21 protein-coding genes and 2 pseudogenes are annotated in these 22684 nt (G+C 64.3%); 11 read left to right on the forward strand and 12 right to left on the reverse strand.

Annotation, left to right across the window (positions count from 1 at the left end):
* Positions 1-20: 20 nt before the first annotated feature.
* The 3 genes from sufC to QFZ94_RS36060 all read right to left on the reverse strand — a co-directional run bounded on the left by sufC (position 21) and on the right by QFZ94_RS36060 (position 2522).
* Positions 21-803: a Fe-S cluster assembly ATPase SufC gene (sufC, locus tag QFZ94_RS36050; protein ID WP_429462824.1), complete on the reverse strand. Its 783-nt coding sequence runs from the start codon at positions 801-803 to the stop codon at positions 21-23.
* 14 nt (positions 804-817) lie between these two features.
* Positions 818-2266 carry a Fe-S cluster assembly protein SufB gene (gene sufB / locus QFZ94_RS36055; protein WP_368585747.1) on the reverse strand — a complete coding sequence of 483 codons (1449 nt, stop codon included), beginning with the start codon at positions 2264-2266 and terminating at the stop codon, positions 818-820.
* Positions 2267-2369: 103 nt separating this feature from the next.
* Positions 2370-2522 carry a hypothetical protein gene (locus tag QFZ94_RS36060; protein ID WP_368585748.1) on the reverse strand — a complete coding sequence of 51 codons (153 nt, stop codon included), beginning with the start codon at positions 2520-2522 and terminating at the stop codon, positions 2370-2372.
* Between the two features lie 294 nt (positions 2523-2816).
* Between QFZ94_RS36060 and QFZ94_RS36065 the strand changes: the two genes are divergently transcribed.
* The gene (locus tag QFZ94_RS36065) at positions 2817-3125 is read left to right on the forward strand and encodes an EthD family reductase (protein ID WP_368585749.1); all 309 of its coding nucleotides are present in this window, start codon (positions 2817-2819) and stop codon (positions 3123-3125) included.
* Between the two features lie 60 nt (positions 3126-3185).
* Here QFZ94_RS36065 and QFZ94_RS36070 read toward each other — a convergent pair whose 3' ends face one another.
* Positions 3186-3503, reverse strand: coding sequence for a hypothetical protein (locus tag QFZ94_RS36070; RefSeq protein WP_429462825.1), 318 nt, complete (start codon positions 3501-3503; stop codon positions 3186-3188).
* Positions 3504-4258: 755 nt separating this feature from the next.
* On the opposite strand from QFZ94_RS36070, the gene QFZ94_RS36075 reads away from it, so the two are divergent.
* From QFZ94_RS36075 to QFZ94_RS36085, 3 genes are all read left to right on the forward strand, one after another.
* Entirely contained in the window at positions 4259-5401 is a 1143-nt protein-coding gene (locus tag QFZ94_RS36075; RefSeq protein WP_429462826.1) for a porin, read from the forward strand.
* Between the two features lie 12 nt (positions 5402-5413).
* The gene (locus tag QFZ94_RS36080) at positions 5414-7141 is read left to right on the forward strand and encodes a tannase/feruloyl esterase family alpha/beta hydrolase (RefSeq protein ID WP_429462827.1); all 1728 of its coding nucleotides are present in this window, start codon (positions 5414-5416) and stop codon (positions 7139-7141) included.
* Positions 7142-7288: 147 nt separating this feature from the next.
* Entirely contained in the window at positions 7289-7804 is a 516-nt protein-coding gene (locus QFZ94_RS36085; protein WP_368585753.1) for a hypothetical protein, read from the forward strand.
* A gap of 188 nt (positions 7805-7992) precedes the next feature.
* On the opposite strand, the pseudogene QFZ94_RS36090 reads toward QFZ94_RS36085, so the two are convergent.
* The 3 genes and pseudogenes from QFZ94_RS36090 to QFZ94_RS36100 form a co-directional block, all read right to left on the reverse strand.
* A pseudogene (locus QFZ94_RS36090) lies at positions 7993-8856 on the reverse strand (MBL fold metallo-hydrolase).
* Positions 8857-8934: 78 nt separating this feature from the next.
* A complete protein-coding gene (hmpA, locus tag QFZ94_RS36095) occupies positions 8935-10149 on the reverse strand; it encodes an NO-inducible flavohemoprotein (protein WP_429462828.1) in 1215 nt (404 codons plus the stop codon).
* The gene (locus QFZ94_RS36100; RefSeq protein ID WP_429462829.1) at positions 10143-10562 is read right to left on the reverse strand and encodes a hypothetical protein; all 420 of its coding nucleotides are present in this window, start codon (positions 10560-10562) and stop codon (positions 10143-10145) included. Before QFZ94_RS36100 ends, hmpA begins: the two co-directional genes overlap by 7 nt.
* Between QFZ94_RS36100 and QFZ94_RS36105 the strand changes: the two genes are divergently transcribed.
* The 4 genes from QFZ94_RS36105 (at position 10555) to QFZ94_RS36120 (ending at position 13366) form a co-directional block, all read left to right on the forward strand.
* On the forward strand, positions 10555-11430 hold the full coding sequence (locus tag QFZ94_RS36105; RefSeq protein WP_429462830.1) for a manganese catalase family protein: 876 nt from the start codon (positions 10555-10557) through the stop codon (positions 11428-11430). The genes QFZ94_RS36100 and QFZ94_RS36105 overlap by 8 nt on opposite strands.
* A 620-nt stretch (positions 11431-12050) precedes the next feature.
* On the forward strand, positions 12051-12308 hold the full coding sequence (locus QFZ94_RS36110; RefSeq protein ID WP_410851559.1) for a hypothetical protein: 258 nt from the start codon (positions 12051-12053) through the stop codon (positions 12306-12308).
* A gap of 49 nt (positions 12309-12357) precedes the next feature.
* Positions 12358-12678, forward strand: coding sequence for a hypothetical protein (locus QFZ94_RS36115; protein ID WP_410851560.1), 321 nt, complete (start codon positions 12358-12360; stop codon positions 12676-12678).
* A gap of 88 nt (positions 12679-12766) precedes the next feature.
* The gene (locus QFZ94_RS36120) at positions 12767-13366 is read left to right on the forward strand and encodes a hemerythrin domain-containing protein (RefSeq protein WP_368585759.1); all 600 of its coding nucleotides are present in this window, start codon (positions 12767-12769) and stop codon (positions 13364-13366) included.
* Positions 13367-13397: 31 nt separating this feature from the next.
* Here the strand turns inward: QFZ94_RS36120 and QFZ94_RS36125 are convergent, their stop codons facing one another.
* Together QFZ94_RS36125 and QFZ94_RS36130 are read right to left on the reverse strand one after the other, a co-directional pair.
* Positions 13398-13664, reverse strand: coding sequence for a hypothetical protein (locus tag QFZ94_RS36125; protein ID WP_429462831.1), 267 nt, complete (start codon positions 13662-13664; stop codon positions 13398-13400).
* A 122-nt stretch (positions 13665-13786) separates the two neighbouring features.
* On the reverse strand, positions 13787-15610 hold the full coding sequence (locus tag QFZ94_RS36130; protein WP_429462832.1) for an HAD hydrolase family protein: 1824 nt from the start codon (positions 15608-15610) through the stop codon (positions 13787-13789).
* A gap of 140 nt (positions 15611-15750) precedes the next feature.
* On the opposite strand from QFZ94_RS36130, the pseudogene QFZ94_RS36135 reads away from it, so the two are divergent.
* The 3 genes and pseudogenes from QFZ94_RS36135 (at position 15751) to QFZ94_RS36145 (ending at position 18292) form a co-directional block, all read left to right on the forward strand.
* Positions 15751-17186 (forward strand): annotated as a pseudogene (locus QFZ94_RS36135) (cytochrome ubiquinol oxidase subunit I).
* On the forward strand, positions 17167-18183 hold the full coding sequence (gene cydB / locus QFZ94_RS36140; RefSeq protein ID WP_429462833.1) for a cytochrome d ubiquinol oxidase subunit II: 1017 nt from the start codon (positions 17167-17169) through the stop codon (positions 18181-18183). The pseudogene QFZ94_RS36135 and the gene cydB overlap by 20 nt, the downstream one beginning before the upstream one ends.
* 1 nt (position 18184) lies before the next feature.
* Positions 18185-18292 (forward strand): DUF2474 family protein, encoded by a 108-nt coding sequence (locus tag QFZ94_RS36145; protein WP_176122794.1) that lies wholly within the window; start codon positions 18185-18187, stop codon positions 18290-18292.
* Between the two features lie 38 nt (positions 18293-18330).
* Here the strand turns inward: QFZ94_RS36145 and QFZ94_RS36150 are convergent, their stop codons facing one another.
* From QFZ94_RS36150 to QFZ94_RS36160, 3 genes are all read right to left on the reverse strand, one after another.
* The gene (locus QFZ94_RS36150; RefSeq protein WP_429462834.1) at positions 18331-20904 is read right to left on the reverse strand and encodes a glucose/quinate/shikimate family membrane-bound PQQ-dependent dehydrogenase; all 2574 of its coding nucleotides are present in this window, start codon (positions 20902-20904) and stop codon (positions 18331-18333) included.
* Positions 20897-21118, reverse strand: coding sequence for a DUF2795 domain-containing protein (locus tag QFZ94_RS36155; protein WP_368585766.1), 222 nt, complete (start codon positions 21116-21118; stop codon positions 20897-20899). The genes QFZ94_RS36150 and QFZ94_RS36155 overlap by 8 nt, the downstream gene beginning before the upstream one ends.
* Positions 21119-21524: 406 nt before the next feature.
* Entirely contained in the window at positions 21525-22556 is a 1032-nt protein-coding gene (locus tag QFZ94_RS36160; RefSeq protein ID WP_429462835.1) for a glycosyltransferase family 4 protein, read from the reverse strand.
* Between the last annotated feature and the right edge of the window lie 128 nt (positions 22557-22684).

Consider the following 22684-nt stretch of genomic DNA (forward strand, 5'->3'; position numbering starts at 1 on the left):
TCACGTATGACCGCCTCGTGTCAGTACGGGTCGGGTGGGCCGGAATGCGGCCCGTTCGGCGCATCCTCACCGAGCCATCCATAACCCTTGCGCTCCAGTTCTAGTGCCAGCTCGCGCGTTCCGGATTTCGCAATACGCCCCTTTGAAAGCACGTGCACGCAATCAGGCACCACGTATTCGAGCAGCCGCTGGTAGTGCGTGACCAGGACGATTGCGCGGTCCGGGTGGCGCATCTGATTGACGCCTCGCGCAACCACTTGCAGCGCATCGATATCGAGGCCCGAATCGGTTTCGTCGAGAATCCCGAGGCGCGGCTCCAGCACCGCCATCTGCAGCACCTCGTTGCGCTTTTTCTCGCCCCCTGAAAACCCTTCGTTCACCGCGCGATGCAGCAGGCTTTCGTCCATCTGCATAAGCGCCATCTTCTCCTTCACCAGTTGCAGGAATTCCATTGCATCCAGTTCGGTTTCGCCGCGGTGCGTGCGCTGTGCATTCAACGCGGCCTTCAGCAGATACACGTTGCTGACACCCGGTATTTCCACGGGGTATTGAAACGCGAGAAAAAGCCCTTCGCGTGCACGCTCCTCCGGCGCGAGCGAGAGCAGGTCACGGCCCGCATACCGCACGCTGCCACCTGTTACGCGGTAATGCTGATGGCCCGCCAGCACGTTGGCAAGCGTGCTCTTGCCCGAACCGTTCGGCCCCATGATGGCGTGCACCTCGCCCGCGTTCACACGCAGATCGACCCCGCGCAGGATCGGCTTGCCTTCTACTTCAACGCTCAGTTTGCTGATTTCTAGCATGACCGTTGTCCCTGTCAGCCCGTGCTGCCTTCAAGACTCACGCCGAGCAGCTTTTGTGCTTCGACGGCGAACTCCATGGGCAGCTCCTTGAGGACCTCCCTGCAAAAGCCGTTGACGATCATCGACACCGCTTCTTCCTCCGAAAGGCCTCGCTGTCGGCAGTAGAAGAGCTGGTCCTCGTCGATGCGCGACGTCGATGCCTCGTGCTCGACCTTCGCGGTGGGGTTTTTCACCTCGATATACGGAACCGTGAGTGCACTGCATCGATCGCCGAGCAGCAGCGAATCGCACTGCGTGTAGTTACGCGCGTCCTCCGCCGAGCGGGCAATTTTCACTAGCCCACGATAGGCGTTCCTGCCGTGGCCGGCGGAAATGCCCTTCGACAGGATCGTGCTGCGCGTATTGCGACCCAGATGCGTCATCTTCGTGCCGGTGTCAGCCTGCTGATAATTGTTGGTGAGCGCCACCGAATAGAATTCGCCGACTGAGTTGTCGCCTTGCAGGATCACGCTCGGGTATTTCCACGTGATGGCGGAGCCTGTTTCGACCTGCGTCCACGAAATCTTCGAGTCTGCTTCACGGCAATCGCCACGCTTGGTCACGAAGTTATAGATGCCGCCGCGGCCGTGCGCATCGCCCGGATACCAGTTCTGCACCGTCGAGTAGCGGATTTGCGCACCCTCCAGCGCGACCAGTTCCACCACGGCAGCATGCAACTGGTTCTCGTCGCGCATCGGCGCGGTACAACCCTCCAGGTAACTGACGTAGGCTCCCTTGTCCGCGATGATCAGCGTTCGCTCGAACTGTCCCGTGTTTTGCGCGTTGATGCGGAAGTACGTGGAAAGTTCGATCGGGCAACGCACGCCCGGCGGGATATAGCAGAACGAGCCGTCGCTAAAGACCGCGGAGTTCAGCGCAGCGAAAAAGTTGTCGGTATGCGGCACCACTGAGCCGAGGTATTGCCGCACCAGTTCAGGATGAGTCTGCACCGCTTCCGAAAACGGACAGAACACGATGCCTAGCGCGCCAAGCTTTTCGCGAAACGTCGTCGCGACCGACACGCTATCGAACACCGCATCCACCGCGACGCCCGCGAGCATCTCGCGCTCTTCGAGCGGAACGCCGAGTTTCTCGTACGTGCGCAGCAGTTCCGGATCGACATCCTGCAGACTCTTCGGGCGATCCTTCGGACCAATCGGCGCCGAATAATACGCAATGTCCTGATAGTCGATAGGTGGGTGCTCAACCGATGCCCAATGAGGCTCGTTCATGGTCAGCCAGTGCCGGTATGCCGAGAGGCGCCAGGCGAGCATGAAGTCGGGTTCACTCTTCTTTGCTGAAATCAGGCGGATGACATCTTCAGACACGCCGCGCGGCAACGTGTCCGACTTTACATCGGTCACGAATCCGTGGCGGTATTCGCTCCGGATCAGCTCGTCGATTCTCGATACACTTGAACTCATGCAGACCTCCGCTTTCAGCGTTGCGGCGGCCGGATCGCGCGCTTGGGGCGATCCCGGAAGTGTGCTTAGCGGCTTGCCGGCTGTCCTGATCGCTGCAATCGCGTCAAACAGCGTGATCCGTCTGGCGACTGCCGTAGCCAATAGTGGATACGAGTGCTTCGGCGAGTCGGCCAGTACTCTGCACGGTGTCCGGATCGCGTGCCAGGGTGATCGCGGTCACCGTGACATGGTCGGCAAGCTTGCTCATGCGCAACATGATTGAGCCTCCGCGAACCGTACCTGTTTGGTCTGGTTTCATATCCAACCCTAGCACCCCGTCGCCGCTGATAAAAGAAAGACATCACTGCGGGTGTACGTTCTCGCTGCTGTCGCCAATTCGGCCTTGTCGCAGCTTGCGCCGAGGTATGAGGATTGCTGAGCTTGAACTCTCGCGAAGGTGTCATAGACTCAACGAGCTGTCCATCGGCTCGACCGCAGGCGGTGTGACACATCTGCGCCCAGCTGGAGGAGCAAACCACCCTTTCAAGGTCCACTTACAGGAGACGCAACCATGGCCCAGCTCGTCGCGCTTTACAAGAAACCAATCGATACCAAGGCGTTCGATGACTATTACGCGTCGACCCACGCGCCACTGGCGAAGACCTTGCCGGGCCTGAAAAGTTACGAGATCAGTGCGGGGCCGGTGGTGTTGGCGCAAGGCGACTCGCCTTACCATCTCGTCGCCATGCTTCGTTTCGACTCGGTCGACGCCATCAAGTCGGCCTTTGACTCGCCCGCAGGACAGGCGACTGCGGCAGATCTCGGCAACTTCGCGCAGGCAGGTGTAGATCTTCTGATCTTTGACACCAGAGAAGCGTAGTGCGCGCGACCCTGGCGTAGTCGAATGCCGGTGCCGGACCGGATCACGCGTCGAGGCGAATTACCGTGAACAACGTTCCAAAGCAGCTACTGCTCTCTGGGTCGCTTCGACGATTTCCACGCACTCTGCGTGATAACGGGTGTGCTCGATCGTCGAACACTCACCGGCGCGGTTCACTTGCGCAAGATCGGCGCGAGCTTTTTCCAGCGCTGCCGACGGTGACCCATTGTCCGCAATCAGCTTCGCCAGATCGAAGACGGTGCCGGAAGACAGTTCCACGTATGCCGGGCAAGCCGCGCTGGCGGCGCCGCTGTACATCGAGAACCCGGCAATAGCGGATACGACGAGTCGTGCGACGCTTTTAGCCAAATTACTCATGGCAACATCCTGTTTGCCCCCTACCCGGGCCCAAGCCGATTCGTGTGTTGTTTGTATAACTCCAGCGTCCACGAAACGGCCCGCAAAAATAGCCCTGTCAGTGCCGAATTTCCCCGCAAGCTTGCGCCTCACTTCCATCCTGGCGCTGCGTGCCTGCCGCATCCTGCATTCCCGCTCCAAGTCTATGAGATGGAAGACAGGGCGCGAACGCATCGCAAACCCCCTATCAACGGACTAAAGCTTACTCGGACACAGGGTCGTGCAGGGGAATCGGGTCGCTGGAATGTTGCGATGACGCCCGACGTTCACGGCGTCTTCGGCTGCTTCGTCCCAGATGGCGACGGGAAAGCAGTCGAAACTTGCGTCGCGATGCTGGTAGGCGGTCGCGGACCCGGCAACGCGGGCAATCGCTCCCCGCAGCTGTAACGCCAGCGGCGATGACAGCGAAGGCGGACGCGACCGGCCAGTTCACTTTTTCGCTAGCAGCCAATTCCGCGCCTCCGAACCCTGGGGAATCTACCGAATACTTCGCGCTTGCGTTGTCAGGGTGCCTGATATCAAATACGGAACTATCACGACGGACGGAAGGGCGCGTCTTTCAGGACGCGCTTAATTTTGACCATAGTATCAGCCTACCTGATATTGGTTGCCGCGTTCATGCCGCTGCGCCGGCCCGAGCGAAAGACTGAGTCGTACCCAAGATCCACAACCGCAGTTCAACACAAAAAACAAACAACAGGTCCGGAGATATCACCATGCAATTGAAGTCGACTCACGTCCTCATGTTCGGTGCGCTCTGCGCGATGAGCGCAGGAGCCCTGGCGCAATCGAGCGTCACGTTGTACGGCATCGTTGACACAGGGATCGAGTATGTCTCGCACGCCAACGCGAACGGCGACAGTGTCGTTCGCATGCCGTCCGTTACCGGAGAGTTCCCGTCGCGCTGGGGGCTGCGTGGCAACGAAGATCTAGGCGGCGGCTACAGCGCTGTCTTCACACTCGAAAGCGGCTTCAACATGCGCGATGGCAGTTCTGGACAGGGCGGCCGTCTGTTTGGACGCCAGGCGTTCATCGGCGTGAAGAGCCCGTATGGGACGCTCGCGTTCGGCCGTCAGTACACGATGACCTATCTCGCGATTCAGGGCGCCGACATCATCGGTCCGGACATTTACGGCATGGGCTCGCTGGATGCCTATGTGCCCAACGCGCGCACCGACAACTCGATCACCTATCTCGGCTCGTACAAAGGCTTTACGTTGGGCGTGGGTTATTCATTCGGACGGGACGCGGCGGGTACCGGCAACTCGCCAGGACAAGGAACCTGTACCGGCTCCGTTCCAGGCCACGCCACGGAATGCCGCGACTGGTCCGCAATGCTCAAGTACGACTCGCAATATTTCGGCGCTGCCGCGTCGTACGAGGAGCAACGCGGCGGCGCGACCGCAGCCGCCAACTTCTTCGACGGTGTCCCGCCGACACCTCTGATCAACGCCGCGGACAAGGACGCCCGTACGCAACTGAGCGCCTATGCGCAATACGCAGGCGCGAAGATCGGCGCAGGCTGGATTGGACGCCGCGTAGTGACCCAGTCGCCGGCCGTACCCAATATCCGTTCGGACCTGTTCTTCCTCGGCGCTTCGTACATGGTCACGCCTGCATTCCTGCTCGATGGCGAAGTGTTTCGCATCATCAATAGCGACCACGATACTCGCGCCACGATGGGAACGTTACGCACCACCTATCTGCTGAGCAAGCGTTCGTCGGTCTACGCGCAGGCTGCGTATCTGGCGAATAGTGCGAAGGCGCGCTATTCGGTCAGTGGCGGCGGTAGCGGGACCACGCCGGGCGCGGGCATGGGTCAAACGGGCGTGATGGTCGGCATCAAACACATGTTCTGATACGGGTCGAAAATGAAACGAACTTCAATTGCTGTGTGCGTATCGGCCGTGTCCGCGATGCTGACGGCTTGCGGCGGCGGTTCCGACTCTCTATCCACCAGTGCGACGCAATTGCCTCGGCTCTCCGCCGCACAACCCGCGACGCTGTCGGGAGACTGCGCCGCGCTCGCCGCCAGGTTGACGTTTGCCAACGCGACCTTCACCTCCGTCGCCGACGTGCCGGCCGGAACGCTCGCGGTGGCGGGAAAGTCCGTCCCCGAACATTGCGTGATCGAAGGGAAAATGAATCAACGCACGAGCGCCGTTGACGGCCAGACTTATGCGATAGGTTTTGAAATGCGGCTGCCAATCGCGTGGAATGGACGCTTTTTCTATCAGGCCAACGGTGGTCTCGACGGCAATGTGACACCGGCGACGGGGGTGCTCAGTGGCGGGGGCCCGCTGAACAACGCGCTGAACATGGGCTTCGCCGTGATCAGTTCGGATGCAGGTCATTCCGGGTCGCAAAACCCGTTGTTCGGTCTCGATCCCCAGGCGCGTCTCGACTATGGCTATAACGCCGTCGCTACGCTCACGCCGATGGCCAAGCAGGTAATCAGGTTGGCCTATGGCAAGGGCCCCGACCGCAGCTACTTCGAAGGCTGCTCGAACGGCGGCCGACATGCGATGGTGGCCGCAGCCAGGTCTTTCGCGGATTACGACGGCATCATTGCCGGTGACCCCGGCTTTCATTTGCCCAAGGCGGCGATCGGAGAGTTGTGGAGCGCGCAACAGCTCGCTACCGTCGCGACCGCGACGACCTCGTCGGGCATTGCCGATATCACCACCGGCTTGACGACCACTGAAAGGCAACTGATCGCATCGAAGATCATCGCGAAGTGTGATGCGCTCGATGGCGTGGCGGACGGAATGGTCCAGGACATCAAAGCGTGCCAGGCGAATTTCAATCTGCTCACTGACGTACCGACGTGTTCGGGCAATGCGCGCGACGGCACCTGTCTTACGGCGGCTCAAAAGCAGGCCGTTGGAAATATTTTCTCTGGGGCGAAAAACAGCGCCGGGACGGCGCTCTATGCGAGCTTTCCGTACGACGTAGGTATCAACGGATCAGGCTGGGCCGCGTGGAAGCAAGGCAATTCCATCAGCCTCGATCCGGCCGCGGCAGCCTTCGTGTTTACGTCGCCGCCGCAAAGCGCTTCGGTCCTGGGTTCGATGGGCACCTACGGTCTGAACTTCAGCATGGACAGTGATGCGCCGAAGATCTTCGCCACGAGCGGGGTCTATTCCGAGTCTTCGTGGTCATTCATGACCCCGCCGAACGAGACCGATCTGAGCGGTCTGCGTAGCCGGGGCGCGAAATTGATCGTCTATCATGGAACGAGCGATCCGGTGTTCTCGTCGAACGATACGACCGACTGGTATCAGCGCCTCTCGACGGCTAGTGGCGGAGACGCAAGCAATTTCGCGCGGCTCTTTACGGTAGCAGGGATGAACCACTGCAGCGGCGGTCCGACGGCCGATCAGTTCGACATGCTGACGCCCATGGTGGCATGGGTCGAGCAAGGGCAAGCCCCGAACCGGGTCATCGCGACGGCTCGCGACACCAGCAACGCGATTCCGAATGCCGAAGTGCCAGCTAGCTGGGGTGCCGGGCGCACGCGTCCGCTCTGCGCGTATCCGAAGGTGGCCCGATACACCAGCGGCGACGTGAACTCGGCAAGCAGTTTCACTTGCAGCTAGGGCACTGACCGTGCGAGGGGAACCGGCGCACTCGGCTCCGGCCGATGCGTCGTCCCGTCCGTGCGGAACGCGCCATGCTGCTCCTCGCACATACCTCTGTCCGCGATCATCGGGCGTGCGTTTGCGCGCCCGCACCGGAGCGCTGCCATGAAAACGCGCGAGTACAAGATCGGTTCGCCGTGGTATCAGGCCATCGGCGCGACGCTACGCCGGGCCGTCCCATCGGGGCTGCTGTCCGGCTGTCTGTCGGCGGCGACGGCCTCGGCGGCATCCACGGACGCATCGGGCAGCCCGCTCGCACCGATCAATGCGGTCACCCACTGCATGTGGCCGCAACGCGCGCTGCGCGAACGCGGCTTCAGCATCCGCCATACGGTGACCGGCTTCGCGATCCATCAGGCGGCCGCCATCTTCTGGGCAATGCTGTTCGAGCAACTCGTTGACCGGATGGCCGGCCCTGTGCCGTCACGACGGCCGGGCGCCGCCGCGCTAGCCGCCGCCGCCACCGTGGCAAGCGCGTATGTGGTCGACTACAAGGTGGTGCCCAACCGGCTCACGCCTGGATTCGAGGCGCACCTGTCGCGTCGCTCGCTCGGCAACGTCTACCTGGTGCTCGGCGCCGGCCTGCTCGCGGCCGCGCTGCTGCGGCGACCGGATCGATGAAGACTGCGCGCGCAAAAAAAGCGACCAGCCTTTGACCGGCATGGTCGCTGCAAGCGCATTTGAGAACGCTGTCCCCACGAGTCCAAGCGGAGGACAAATCCAGTATAGGAAACACGTCCGACCCGCAGGCTGTCCGTAAGCCCTGCGCCGCGGACAGTCGTCTCCGCGAGACGCGTCTCGCACTATCGTCACGCCATCTGCTCCGCCGGCACCGCCACCGAACGGCCCGCGAGCCGCTCGAATTCGTCGACGTCGTGGCTGCAAAAAATCTTCAACGCGGGACTCGCGCGCTTCGCCAGATCGCGCAGTCGGCGCTGGTTGTACAGCCGTGCCGCGCGGTCCTTTTCGAGCATCCACTGATAGAAGCGTAAGCCGGGCGCGCAATGCGGACGCACCGGGTCGAGCTCGGCGTTGTCGAAATAGGCGTCGCCCGCGAGCAGCAACTAGCCGCCGTCGCCGTTCACCGCGACGCCCGCGTGACCATAGGTATGGCCTCGCAACGGCACGAGTGCGATCTCGCTCGCGAGCTCCTCGATCGGATGCACCTTCGCGAAGCCTTCCCAGCGCTCCGTGTACTGCGGCGAATGCACGCGCCACATGTTCTGATACGACCACTGCTGCGGCCTGAAGCGCTGCCGGTCGAGCCAGGTCTTTTGCTGCGCCGCGTACTGACGCTCGCTCGCGAGCATGTGCACCGTTGCGTGCGGAAAGTCGTCGAGACCGCCTGCGTGGTCGAAATCGAGGTGCGTCATCACGATGTGCCGCACGTCGGCCGGGTCGAAACCGAGCCGCTCGATCTGCCTGATCGCCGTCATTTCATTCCGGAACTCGGGCTTCAGCAGCCTCAGAAAGAATTTGCCGAGGCGCGAATACGGATCGGCGACATCGCGCAGACCGAAACCGGTATCGACGAGCACGAGCCCCGCCGGACTTTCGACGAGCAGACAATGGCAGGCCAGATGCCCGCGGCGGATCAACGATTCGGGTTGCCCGTTGAACAGCATGCCGCACAACGGGCAGGTCGAAATGCAGTTCAGATGGTGCACTTTCATGCCGCACTCCCCGTCTCGGTGACTGCATTCCTGCTTGTCGTTTCCGTGGCAGCCGTCGCGCGGCACTTTCGGTATGCGTCATTCAGCGAACAGATCTGGTCCGAATACCTCGTAGTGAATTTTCGACTCGTGAATGTCCAGGTTTTTCAATGCGTCGTGCTGCAGCCGCATGAAAGGAACCGGACCGCAGATGTAGTAGTCGGCGTCGGGCAACAGGATCTCGTCGCGCAGCTTGCTCAGGTCGATGAAACCGGCGTTGTCGTAGTCGCGGCCCTGCACGTCGGTATCGAGCGGCGCGTCGTAGAACACGATCGCGCGGAAGTTCGGCTGGGTGGCGGCGGTCTGCTGCAGACGGTCGCGCATCGCGTGCACCGCGCCGTTGCGTGCACCATGAATGAACACCACGCGCCGCTGCGGGTCCTGAATCGCGCGCTTCAACATGCTGACCATCGGCGTCAGACCGACGCCGCCGCTGATCAGTACGATCGGCGTCTTCGCATGGACATCGATGTAGAACGTACCGTACGGCGCCGCCAGCTTCACCTCGTCGCCGACGTTCACGTGATCGTGCAGCAGCGACGACACATAGCCCGCCGGCCGCCCGGCCTCGCCGCTCTCGCGCTTGACCGAGATCCGATAGCTATGGCCGTTCGGCACGTCGGACAGGCTGTATTGCCGGATCTGCTGCAGGCCGAGCGCGGGCACGTCGACCGCGATACCGATGTACTGTCCCGGCTCGAAGTTGGCGACCGGCTGTCCATCCTTCGGTTCGAGGATGAACGACGTGATCACGCTGCTCTCGGGCCGCTTCTCCTTGACGACGAAGGTGCGCCATCCGGTCCAGCCGCCTAGCTGCGCCGCGCGGGTTTCGCGCAATTCGGACTCCATGCCCATCAGCACGTCCGCGAGATTGCCGTATGCCTGCGCCCACGCGGAGATGATGTCGTCGGTCGCGGCGTCGCCGAGCACGTCCTTGATCGCGCCGAGCAGATGTTCGCCGACGATCGGATAGTGCTGCGCTTTCACGTCGAGGCTCGCGTGCTTGTTGGCGATATTGCGCAGCACCGCGGCGAGACTGCTGGGGTCCTCGATGTTCTCGGCATACGCGTACACCGCGCGCGCAAGCGCTTCCTGCTGCTGCCCCTTCTCCTGATGCGCCATGTTGAAAACGTTTTTCAGTTCGGGATGCGCTTCGAAGAGCCGTCTATAGAAACGTTGAATGATCGTATAGCCGTGCGCGGCCAGAACCGGGGCCGTCGCTTTTACGATGTCCCTGGTTTTCTGCGTCAGCATTTCTTTCCTCCTGCAGTAGGACGACTGGTTACCTCGCTCCTGCGCGCAGCTCGAAAAAGTGTCGATGCCGCAGCGCGCGTATAGGAGTCGAGTGCCTCGCTCACATGCAAGTTCCAGGGGCATTCGCCCGCTGCTTCAAGCCCATCCAGGCGACCATGCTGCTCCAACCGATGCCGGCTGTCCATATGCCGAAGGCCACGGACATGCCGATGACGATCAGCGCGCGGCATGAGATAGGCGCCATCGGCCACCGCGCACGCCATCGCGGGCCGGCCAACGACGCGCTGCGAGCCGGCCAGGAATGCGGCATGCGAGGCGATCCACGCGCCGCTCGCGACGAACGGCGCTCCGCATGCGTGGCACGGCGGATGGAAGACCCAAGTACCAACTCCAATGGAGGTCACGATGTTCATGCACAACAAACGCCTGCAATACACGGTTCGCGTCGGCACGACCAATCCCGGGCTCGCGAATCTGATGCTGGAGCAGTTCGGCGGTCCGCAAGGCGAACTGGCCGCCGCGATGCGCTACTTCACCCAGGCCGTTGCGGAAGAAGACCCCGGGCGCAAGGACATGCTGTTCGATATCGCCACCGAAGAGCTGAGCCATCTCGAGATCATCGGCTCGATCGTCGCGATGTTGAATCGCGGCGCGAAAGGGGAACTCGCCGAAGCGGTCGAGCAGCAAGCCGAGCTTTATCGCAAGCTCAACGGCGCGGGCAACGACAGTCACCTGACCCAGGTGCTATACGGCGGCGGACCGCCGCTGACGAACTCCGGCGGCGTCCCGTGGAGTGCCGCGTACATCGACACGATCGGCGAGCCGACCGCGGACCTGCGCTCGAACATCGCGGCCGAAGCGCGCGCGAAGATCATCTATGAACGGCTGATCAACGTCACCGACGATGCCGGCGTGCGCGAGGCGCTCGGCTTTCTGATGACCCGCGAAGTCGCGCATCAGAAGTCGTTCGAGAAGGCGCTGTATGCGATCACGCCGAGTTTCCCGCCGGGCAAGCTGCCGCCGAGACAGGAATTCGCGAGCGTCTACTACAAGATGTCGCACGACGGAGCGGTGATCAACACACCGTGGAACAGCGGCACCGGTCTCACGATACAGACCGGTGAACCCGCGGTGGATGGCGGCGACGGCAGTGCGTCGGTGGGCCTCGAAGCGCAACAGGAAACCGCGGTTACCGCGATGGCCAAGCGTCTGCGCTCCGACCCGTCGAGCGATCCGACGACCGGTGCCGAAATAGGCAGCGAAGTCCCGCGCAACCAATGAGGTCGTCTGATCGCTGGAAGGCGCTGCCGCGTGTTTCGTCGATGCGCGCGGCGCCGCGTCGCGGTTGGGATCGCGCCTCGCGGAGTTTTCCCGCGGCCGCGCATCGACGGCGCGAGGGCAGGCTCGTCGGACGTCAGGCATTTCGAACCGTCATTCACATTGAATAACGCCACGCGGAGTCGGTCGCGAACGGGCGCATTCGAATTCGCGCGAAGGCGCTAGCGCACCTCGCGGCGCGGCTGTCCGCAACGTCAGCGTTTCGGACACGCGCCTCGATGCACTTTTTTACGGACGCCAGCGTATGCTGTTTCCGGCGTTTTCCGACACGTCGACAGACCGGTACGACTTACCGCCGACAACGTCAAAACCGTCCGTTCCGTGAAAAATTGACCGCTCCAGGAAGGATCATGCTGAGCCCTCATGAATTTGCGGTGTTGATGCTGGTGAAGGCATCGCCGGAGTGCACCGATATAGAGCGCGAAGAATTCAACGCGGTGCTCGGGCGCCAACTGGTCGCTGATGCGAAAACGTTGAGGCGGTACAGGCCCCTGGAGCGAACGACGCGGTATGGTCGAAACGCTGACTCACGACAACGACTAACAACAAATCGGAGAGAACCTGTGCATGCCGCGCGCAACTATAACGACGCTGCCAACGAACTGAAGCACATCAGCACGATGGTGCAGCGCCTTGAACAACTCGTTCAACGCGACCGCGTCGACTGGCAGGGCACGGTAGTTGCGACGCCCGCTTACTGGCGCGCGCGCATCGAGGCCAATGCCGAACTGCCGCCGGCGCTGCAACCGCAAGCGCGCCTGCTGCTCGCGCGGCTCGCTACCCTCGAAGCACGCAGCGAGCGCCGTGGCCGTCGCGCATGATCGTCGCGCACCGGCGCGATCACACACTTACGCGACGAAGGACATGATGATGATGCGGACCTACGAATACCACGGGTTCACGATCGAGGTGACCGTCGAGGCGGATTTCACGTTGCGCCCCGCCGGGCGCGCGGCGGTACGCACGCGCTATGCGGCGGTGGTTCACATCTATCAGGCGGGTGCCGCGGTTGCCACGTTCTCGCCGCTGCGCTTCGACATTGCCGGCGGACGGCCGTTCGACACCGAAGCCGATGCGTTGATGGGCGGATATAGCGCGGCGCGCCGAATCGTCGACGACCTGTTCGCCCGTGCGGCGGATGCCGCGGACTCCGCGTTGAGCGCGCTCTCGAACAGCAAAGAACTCCGCTAGCGAGGCGCCGGCATCCGATTGACCGATTGTCGGGCATCGGGAATGGCGCATGCGGTATCCGCGAGCACCCTTTCAGTGGAGAAACGCCATGTCCAATGACGCCTCATCGTTGTCGCCGTCGATTACGTCGATGATCCGCCTCGACCATATGCACGTGCTCGCCGCTTCGCACCGATACCACGCGTCCACGCCATGGTGGCGAAAACGCGCGATCGTCAACGGCGTATGCGATGCGCTTGAAATCCACGCGCAACTGGAGGAAGAAATTTTCTACCCGGCGCTAGACCGCGCGATGGGCAACGACGAGACATTGACGAAAAGTCGTTCCGAGCACGACGAGATGCGCGCGACGATCGCGAAGCTGCGCGCAATGGGCCCCGAAAACGCCGCCTACGACGGGCTGTTTCTTCAACTGATCCGCGAAGTCGCCCATCACGTCGCCGACGAGGAAACCATCCTGCTGCCCGACGCCGAGCGCGTGCTGAAAAACGAACTGCAGTCGCTCGGCGCCGCGATGACGCGCCGCCGGATGCAGTTGCTCGGAGAGCGTCCGATGAACATTGCGATGAATGCGGCGGGCACGTTTCCGATCGCCACGCTGCTGCTGGGATCGACCTTATTGCTCGCGTTGCGGCGCAGCCTGCCGAGGTCGCGTCGCGCGGCACGGACGCAGCGTCAATATGACTAGCGGATGCGCGAACGACTGGCGCAAGCGGGCATCAACGATTCGCGCCGGGCGCCGCCGGCGTCCGCGCGCCCCGCTGTTTCGTCCTGTCGAGCGTGCCCGGCTCGACGAGCGTGGCGGCGACGCGGCGCGCATTCTCGGCCGCGATGTCCTGCGCGTCGCCCCATGACACGTGGCCACACGTGCCGCGTCGCTCGAAGACCGTGCCATGTCCGCCGCCGCGCTCGGTCACGAGCACGATCCATTGAAAGGCACCTTCAGAATCCCTGATGACGGTCCAGCTTACGAGGAAGTCGGCCATCTCTATCGCCTGCACACGCATGTTCGGCTCCTTCGGTCCGTTGCAACGGCCCGCTTTGACCGGAGATGCGCATAGCGCGTGCCTGGCGGGCAATGCGCGCGGGGCGCGTTGCAATCCCCGCCTCACTGCCGCTGCTGCGGATCGGCGTCGGATTGACGCGGGTCGGGCTCGTCGCGACTTTGCGGCGAGCCGGTCAACACCGCGGGCAGCGACGGATTCTCCGGTTGGGTATAGCGCGCGTGGATCGCCGCGCGGATGCGCGCGAGGCTTTGCGCCGCATCGAGTGCGCTGTCCTGCTCGATGCCGCGCGCTTCGTCGGCCAGGTCCGCGTCGCCGATCTGCTGTTCGAACCAGCGCGAATAGTCGCCACGCTGGCGATGAAACTGCCATGTCGCCGCATCGACACCCTCGGCAATCTCGACGAACAGCACGAGGTTGTGCGCGCGCAGGTTCAGCGCGTTGTGCTCGCCCCGAAAGTAAAAGCTGCGCTCGGGAATCAGCAGCCCCTCCGCGTACTTGCGACGATGCCGGCGCTTTTCCTTGCGACCGGGCTCGAGCCGCACGGGTTGCGGCGGCGCGGCGGCGCTGACGCGCCATAACAGCGCGTCGCCTCTGGCGAGTTGCGCCCCATCACCGCTCGACGCTGGCGGCTCGCGTCCACTTGCCGCGGCAAAGCGCTGCAAGGCCGCATGCGCGCCGTCGCCCATCGCGAGCACGGTGCCGACCTGCCGCAGCAACACCGGCGATAACTGCTCCGGCGACACGGTGACCGCGAGCGCCGTTTCGAGCGCATCCGGAATCGCCTGGTTCGCGCCGGCCCATTGCGCGGGAAACACGTGATGCGCCTCTTCGAACACGAGCCAGTGCGGCCGCCCGGTGCGCGTGCGCAGACGCTGCACCTGCAGCAGCAGATTCGCGCAGAACACCGGCCGATCCGACGGCGGCACCCGCAGCAGATTGAGCGCGATAGCCGGCCGCGCCGGACGGCGCAGCAACTGCATCGCCTCCTCGATCGACGGTGCATTGCTCGCATCGCCGAGCACGAGGGTCGCGTCGTCGTTGTCATAGTCGCCTTCAGGATCGACGATGCACATCTGGCAGCCGGCGTCCGCGAGCCGTTCGAGCAGGCCCGCCGTCGCGGTCGACTTGCCGCAGCCCGAGTCACCGACGAGCAGCACGACGCTGCCGTACGCGGACAACGACAGCGGCTCGCTGTCCGGCGCATCACAGCGCGGGCCGAGCACGATGCGATTGCGCGGCGACGCGTCGGCGGTGCTGCGCAAATCGTCGGCGACGAGTGCGTCGATCAGTTCCGCGACGCCCGCGCCCGCGACGCCGTCCGTCACGATATCGGCGTGCTTCTTCAACTCCGGCAACGCGTTCGCGACGGCCGCCGCGAGGCCGCACGCGTCGAGCAGCGCATGGTCGTTTTCCGCGTCGCCGATCCCGACCACGTTCAGCGGCGACAGTTCGAGATCGGCGAGCGCCGCGCTCAGACCGCTCGCCTTCGACACGCCCGGCGCCACGATCATCACCGCGTCGCCGTTGAAGATGATCCGCAACTCGAGCCCGAGGTCGCGAATCACATCGAGCGCGACATGCTCATGGGGCTTCATCGTCGCGACCAACGTTTGGCTGACGCTGAAAGCGTTGGGTGCGCGCCGCCGTAACTCCGCGACGAAATTCTCCGGCGGTGCGGGTGCGAGCAGACGGCGCGTGCCATCGGCCGGGCAATACAGCACGCCGCCGTTTTCCGCGACCACGCGCGAAAACAGCTCGATGCGCGGGCAGATCGCGAGCAGGTCGTCGAGTTCGCGTCCGCTGACGAGGATCGCGTGACGGCCCGACTCGCGCAGGCGTTCGAGTGCGGCCCACGTCGAATCGGCGACCCGGCCGTCGGTGGCGAGCGTGTTGTCGTAGTCGGTTGCGAGCGCGAAAAATCGCATGGTGCACGACTCCTTCGATCGATTCATGCGTGCGCTCAGCAAGCGCTATACCCCGGAACCCGCGCCCAACGGTATGGGGCTTGCTGCGGGTCGTGTCGAAGCGGCGGAGCGCCGCCGCTAGCCTGCCCCGAGGAACCCTGATGTCCATTCCCATCGATGCCGTGACCCTCGCGCGAATGCAATTCGGCTTCACGATTGCTTTCCACATCATCTTTCCGGCGCTGTCGATTGGTCTCGCGAGCTACCTCGCCGTGCTCGAAGGCGCGTTGCTCGTCACCCACAAGCCCGTGTATCTTGCCGTCTACCGCTACTGGCTGACGATCTTCGCGGTCGTGTTCGGCATCGGCGTCGTATCGGGGCTCGTGATGTCGTATCAGTTCGGCACCACTGGGCGGGCTTCGCGTTTCGCGCGGGTCCGATCGTCGGGCCGCTGATGGGCTATGAAGTGTTGACCGCTTTCTTTCTCGAGTCGGGCTTTCTCGGCGTGATGCTGTTCGGCATGAAACGCGTCGGCCCGCGTCTGCACTTTCTCGCGACCGTGCTCGTCGCGACCGGCACGCTAATGAGCGCGTTCTGGATTCTCGCCGTCAATTCATGGATGCAGACGCCGCAGGGCTATGCGATCGTCGAAGGACGCTTCTTTCCGGCCGACTGGATGCGCATCATCTTCAATCCGTCATTTCCGTTCCGGCTCGTACACATGGTGCTGGCCGCGTATCTGAGCGTCGCGTTCGTCGTCGGCGCGGTCGGCGCCTGGCATCTGCTCGGCGATTCGCGCAACGTCTGCGCGCGCCTGATGGTGTCGATGGCGCTATGGATGGCCTGCATCGTCGCGCCGATCCAGATGGTGGTCGGCGACCAGCACGGTATCGACACACTCAAGCACCAGCCGGCGAAAATCGCCGCGCTCGAAGGCGACTGGCTCGCGCGTCCCGGTCAGCCGTTGATTCTGTTCGGGTTCCCGAACATGCGCACGGAGACGACCGACTATGCGCTCGAAATACCGCATCTCGGCGCGCTGATTCTGACGCACACCTGGGACGGCTCGATCGCAGGCCTCAAATCGTTCCCGCCGTCCGAGCGGCCGTTCTCGCCGGTCGTGTTCTGGGCGTTTCGCGTGATGGTCGGACTCGGCGTCCTGATGGCGCTGCTCGGACTGGGCAGTCTCGCGTTGCGCTACCGAAGGGCCCTGTACGAAGCGCGCTGGATGCATTGGATCATGGTCGCGATGGGGCCGGCTGGTCTGATCGCGTTGCTGTGCGGCTGGACCGTCACCGAAGTCGGCCGGCAGCCTTACACGGTGTACGGTCTGCTGCGTACCGCCGACAGCGTGTCACCGATCGCCGCGCCCGGCGTCGCGGTATCGCTCGCGAGCTTCGGCGTGGTGTACGCGATCGTATTCGGCGCGGCCGTGGTCTTTCTGTTCCGGCTGATGGCGGCGACGCCCACGCTCGACACGCCCGGCCCCGCAAAGGACAAGCCGCATCGCAGCGCCGGCATCACACCGGGCCCCGCGCAGGCACCGTCCGGCCCATCAACTCCGGGGAGTCACGCCGATGACGACAGGAACGTTTGATCTCGCTTTGGTATGGGCCGCGATCCTCGCGTTCGCGGTGCTCGCATACGTGCTGCTCGATGGCTTCGATCTCGGCGTCGGCATCCTGTTCGCGGTCGAGCACCAGCGCGACGACCGCGACGTAATGGTGAATTCGATCGCACCGGTGTGGGACGGCAACGAGACGTGGCTCGTGCTCGGCGGCGGCGGCTTGTTCGCGGTGTTTCCGCTTGCCTACGGGGTGATTCTGCCGGCGCTCTATCCGCCGATCATCGCGATGCTGCTCGCGCTGGTGTTCCGCGGCGTCGCTTTCGAATTCCGCTTTCGCGCGATAGGTCGCGGCCGCGCATGGTGGGACGCCGCGTTCTTCGGCGGCTCGGCGCTCGCGGCGCTGTGCCAGGGGCTCGTGCTCGGCGGCCTGCTGCAAGGTATCGAGGTCAAGGGGTTCTCGTATGTGGGCGGCTGGTGGGACTGGCTGACCGGCTTCACGATCCTGTGCGGTCTCGCGGTCATGGCCGGTTACACGCTGCTCGGCTCGTGCTGGCTGATCTGGCGCACCGAAGGTCCGTTGCACGAGCGTTGCCGGCGACACGCGCGCACGATGGCCGTCACCGTGCTCGCGCTGATCGTGGTGGTCACGCTATGGACGCCGATGCTGCCCAACTCGCTGACGGCGCGCTGGTTCCGCTGGCCGGACCTGCTGTTCACCGCCTGGGTACCGGTGCTGGTCGTTCTGCTGGCCTTCGGATTTTTCCGCAGCCTGTCTGCGCGCCGCCATCTGTTGCCGCTGCTGTTTGCGTACGGCATCTTCGTGCTGTGCTACGCGGGGCTCCTGATCAGTCTTTATCCGAACCTCGTGCCACCGTCGATTTCGTTCCGCGCGGCGGCAGCGCCGCATGCGAGCCTGCTGTTTCTGCTGGTCGGCGCCGCGATCACGGTGCCTATGATTCTCGGCTATACCGTGTATGCGTACTCGGTGTTCAAGGGCAAGATGCGCGCGGGCGAGGGGTACCACTGACATGTGGCGCCGCCTTGCGTGGTTCGCCGGCCTGTGGCTCGCCGGCGTCGTCGCGGTCGCGACGGTGGCGGGTGTGTTGAAGCTTTTGCTGCGCGCGGCCACGCATTGAGCGTGGCGCGCGCTTGCAGTGTGATTACCGCGGCGCGACTACGGCAACGTATAGGCGACCACGGAGTCGCCCTGCTTCGTGCCTAGCGAGCCATGTCCGCCCGCGACCACCAGCACATACTGCTTGCCGTTGCTGTCGGCATAGGTCATCGGCGTGGCCTGGCCGCCGGCCGGCAGACGCGCTTGCCACAGCCGTGCGCCGGTGCGCACGTCATAGGCGCGCAGGTAGTAGTCGAGCGTGCCGGACAGGAACGCGACGCCGCCACCGGTGGTGATCATGCCGCCGAGGCTCGGCACGCCGAGCGGCATCGGAATCGGCAGCGGCGCGCTATCGCGGATCGTGCCGTTCTTGTGCTCCCAGACGATATGCCCCTGGCGCAGATCGACGGCGGCCACGTAGCCCCAGGGCGGCGATTGACACGGAATGCCGAGCGGCGAAAGGAACGCGTTCAGTTCGAAGCCGAATGGCGTGCCGAGCGCGAGCTTGATGCCACTCGTTTCGCTGCCCTTCTGTTCGCCGCTGTTCGAACCGATCTGTGCGCGCGGAACCAGCTTCGACGTGAACGCCATATAGCTCGGATTGACGATCAGCACCTGCCGCACCGGATCGACCGCCACACCGCCCCAGTCGAACACGCCGAAGTTGCCGGGGAACACGAGCGAGCCCTGCTCCGATGGCGGCGTGAACATGCCGTCGTAGCGCAACGACTTGAACTTGATGCGGCACCACAGCTGATCGAACGGATTGGTGCCCCACATATCGTGCTCGTGCACCATCGGCGGCGCGAAGTTCAGCGCCGAATAGGGCTGCGTCGGCGACGTGTGGTCACCCGGCGCCGCGCCGCCCGGCACCGGACGTTCGGTGATCGGAATGATCGGCTTGCCGGTCTGGCGGTTCAGCACGTAGATGCTGCCCTGCTTGGTCGATGCGATGATCGCCGGTTGCACGCCGCTCGCGGTTTGCAGATCGACGAGCGACGGCTGGCCGCCGACGTCCATGTCCCACAGGTCGTGGTGCGTGAACTGGTAGTTCCACACCATCCGGCCGGTCGCGAGATCGAGCGCGACGATGCCCGCCGCGACCTTCTCGGACGCCGGTGTGCGCAGGCCGCCCCACTGGTCCGGCGTCTGATTGCCGAGAGGCAGATAGACCATGCCGAGCTTCTCGTCGACCGAGAACACCGACCACATGTTCGGCGAGTTGCGCACGTAGATCTGGCCTGATGCTATCGGCTGCGTCTTGTCCGGATTGCCCGCGTCCCAGTTCCACACCAGGTGGCCATCGTGCACGTCGAACGCGCGCGTGACGCCGGACGGCTCGTTGGTCGATTCGTTGTCGGTCACGTGGCCGCTGATGATCACGAGGTCGCGCGTGACGGCCGGCGGCGACGTCGAGTAGTAGCCACCGGGCGTGAACGGCCCGATGTGCGTGCGCAGGTCCACTGCGCCGTTGTTGCCGAAGTGCGGGCACAGCGCGCCCGTGTCGGCGTTCAGCGCGATCAGGCGCGCATCCGCGGTCGGCAGGAAGATGCGGCGCGGGCACTCGCTCGCAGCTGCGGTCCGGTCTTGCGGCGTGTTCGGCACCGGCGTCGGCACCGTGCCCTGGCCCGCCGCCGCCGCGGCGCTCGCCGGACTCGCGGTGGCTGCGGCCGCGCTGTTGCGCGTGGCTTCGGCCGCGGCCGGCAGCGGCGGATAGAGCGCGTCGTCGTGATACGACACGCCGCGACAAGTCATATGCTCCCAGTGCTTGAAGCTGCCGACCGGGCTCTGGATGTGCGGGTCGTAACGCCACAGTTGGTGGCCGGTCGCGGGATCGAGCGCGATCACGATGCTGTGCGGCGTGCACACGTACACCTTGTTGTCGACCTTGATCGGCGTGTCTTCGTAGGTGGTTTCGGTCGGGTCGCCCGGACCGGCTTTGTCGCCGGTCTCGATGCGCCATGCCTCCTTCAGCTTGCCCGCGTTCTCCGGTGTGATCTGCGCAAGCGGCGAGTAGCGCTGGCCGAGCGGCGAGCCGCCGTAGTCGCTCCAGTCCGCCGGCTTGCGATTCGAGTCGCCGGCAAGCGGCGCGTCGGCAGGCGCGGCCGACGTCACTTCGAGCTGGCCGGGGTGATCGTACGGATGATTGAACGCGGTGACGACGCCGAGCAGCACCGCGAGCACGACCGCTCCCGCGAGCGGCAGCACGCCTTCGCGCGATACGGCGGGCGGCCCGAGCGCAAGCCGCTTGCTCACCGGTGGCAGTAGCAGCCAGATCGCGAGCACGACCCACACCCAAAGACGCGGCAGCAATTGCCAGAAATCGAAGCGCGCCTCGACCACCGCCCAGATCGTCGATGCGAACAGCACGATCGCGAACACGAACAGCGCGGCACGCCGGCGCAGCCACAGCAGTACGCCGGTCGCCGCGATCGCGATGCCGGCGAGCAGGTAGTACCACGAGCCGCCGAGCATCGCGAGCCGGATACCGCCGATCGCGAGCAGCACGCCAATGACGAAGAAGACGACGCCCGGCACCGCGAGCGCGGCCGAAAGCCGCGTTCCACGCGGGGACCGGGCCGCCGGTGAGCCCTGACCTGGCGGCGGCGGCGATGGAGTTTGCGGGCTATTCATTGCCGACGCCCTTCGAGACTTCGGCGGGGCTCTGATACTGCTGGTCGGGCAGATCCTGGAGCCGTTGCAGCACCTCGTCGTCGGCGCCATTGGCTTTCGCGGTTTCGATGAGGCTGTCCTTGTCGGCGGGATAGGAAGCGCCCTTCAGCGCTTTCTGCACGTCGATGAACGGGTTCAGCGGGCGCTCGCCCGTGGTCGAACGGGAGTCGGTCATTTCGTTCCCCTGATGGGTTGCGTGGAAGGGTCAAGTGCTGGCCGGGGTGGCGCGTCGCGGCGCCGCCGAGCCCGGTGCTTGCACGTCCGGCGTGTCGCGTACCGGCTACTGCTCCGGCTGTACGTCCGTGCCGGGCATCGCTTCGGGCACGCGCGGATGCTCGTGCCTTCGCATCCGGCGTGCCTGTAGGGCGCCGGGCGGCGCCTGCGAGGCGCGCTGACGGTCTTCCCGACTCGTGCTCGCCGATCGCGATGCGCTCGGCCCGCTGCGCGCGTGCGCCCGGCGGCCGCATGACGCGTGGTCCGCTCGCATGCACCGTGGCCGTCAGTGCCGATGGCGTTGGTCAAGAATGGCGTGCCGTGTTAGAAAAACTCCACACTCGCGCAGGCGCCGTTGCTTCAACGCTTCAACGCTTCGATGCCAACAGCTTCCGGTAAACCTCGAGGTACTCGTCGGCCATGCGTGCCGCGGTGAAGCGCCGCTCGAATGCTGCGCGACAGCGCGCGCGGTCCAGTTCGCCGATACGGTTCACCGCATCGACGGCCTCGTCGACACTATCGACGATGAAGCCGGTCACGCCGTCGTCGATGATTTCGCGGACCGAGCCGCGGTCGAACGCGATCACCGGTGTGCCCGCCGCCAGCGCCTCGACCAGCACGAGCCCGAACGGCTCGGGCCAGTCGATCGGAAACAGCAGCGCTCGCGCGGCGCCGATGAAGCGATCCTTGTCACGACCACCGAGCTCGCCGCGATAGCACACATGCGGTTGCCGCATCAGCGAGGCGACCTCGTGCTCGTAGTAGACGCGATCGCCGTCGTCGATCTTGGCCGCGATTTCGAGCCGCGCGTTCGCACGGCGCGCGATCTCGATCGCGAGATCGGGTCGCTTGGTCGGCGCGATCCGGCCGACGAATGCCAGGTAGTCGGACGGCGTGCGGCTGAAGGTGTGAAGGTCGCGCGGCAGGCCGTGATGGACGGTGCGCTGCCACGCGAGTCGCGGCAGCGGCGCGCGCTGCGCGTCGGAGATCGATATCAGCGGTACGTCGCAAAACTCGCGGTACAGCGCATCCAGACCGGGGATGTCGAGCCGCCAGTGCAGCGTCGTCACGTGCGCGCAGCCCAGCCGCCGGCCGAACGGGAAGCTCGTGTAGTCGGTGTGGAAGTGCACGATGTCGAAGTCGGCCGAACGTTGCACGACCTGTTCGAGCATCGCGACATGAAACGCCTGCGGGTCGGCCGTGTTCTCGAGCTCACGCAGCGGCCGCGGATAGACCGACACGAGATGCGCGCGCGTCAACGAGTCGCCGCTCGCGAATAGCGTGACCTCATGGCCGAGTTCGACCAGCGCCTCGGTCAGCCACGACACGACGCGCTCGGTGCCGCCATAGGCGACGGGCGGCACGCGCTCGTAGAGCGTCGACACTTGCGCGATGCGCATGCGAGCCTCCGTCGTTCTTCCGCCGTGCAGACCTCCGTCGTCGAGCATCCATCATTCCAGACGCGCGGTGGACGATGGTATGGCGCTTGCGGGTTGTCGATCGAAGCGAGTCATCCGTCCCGCTTCGC

Origin of the sequence: Paraburkholderia sp. JPY465, from assembly GCF_050436725.1 — a bacterium.
GTDB classification, from domain to species: Bacteria; Pseudomonadota; Gammaproteobacteria; order Burkholderiales; family Burkholderiaceae; genus Paraburkholderia; species Paraburkholderia youngii.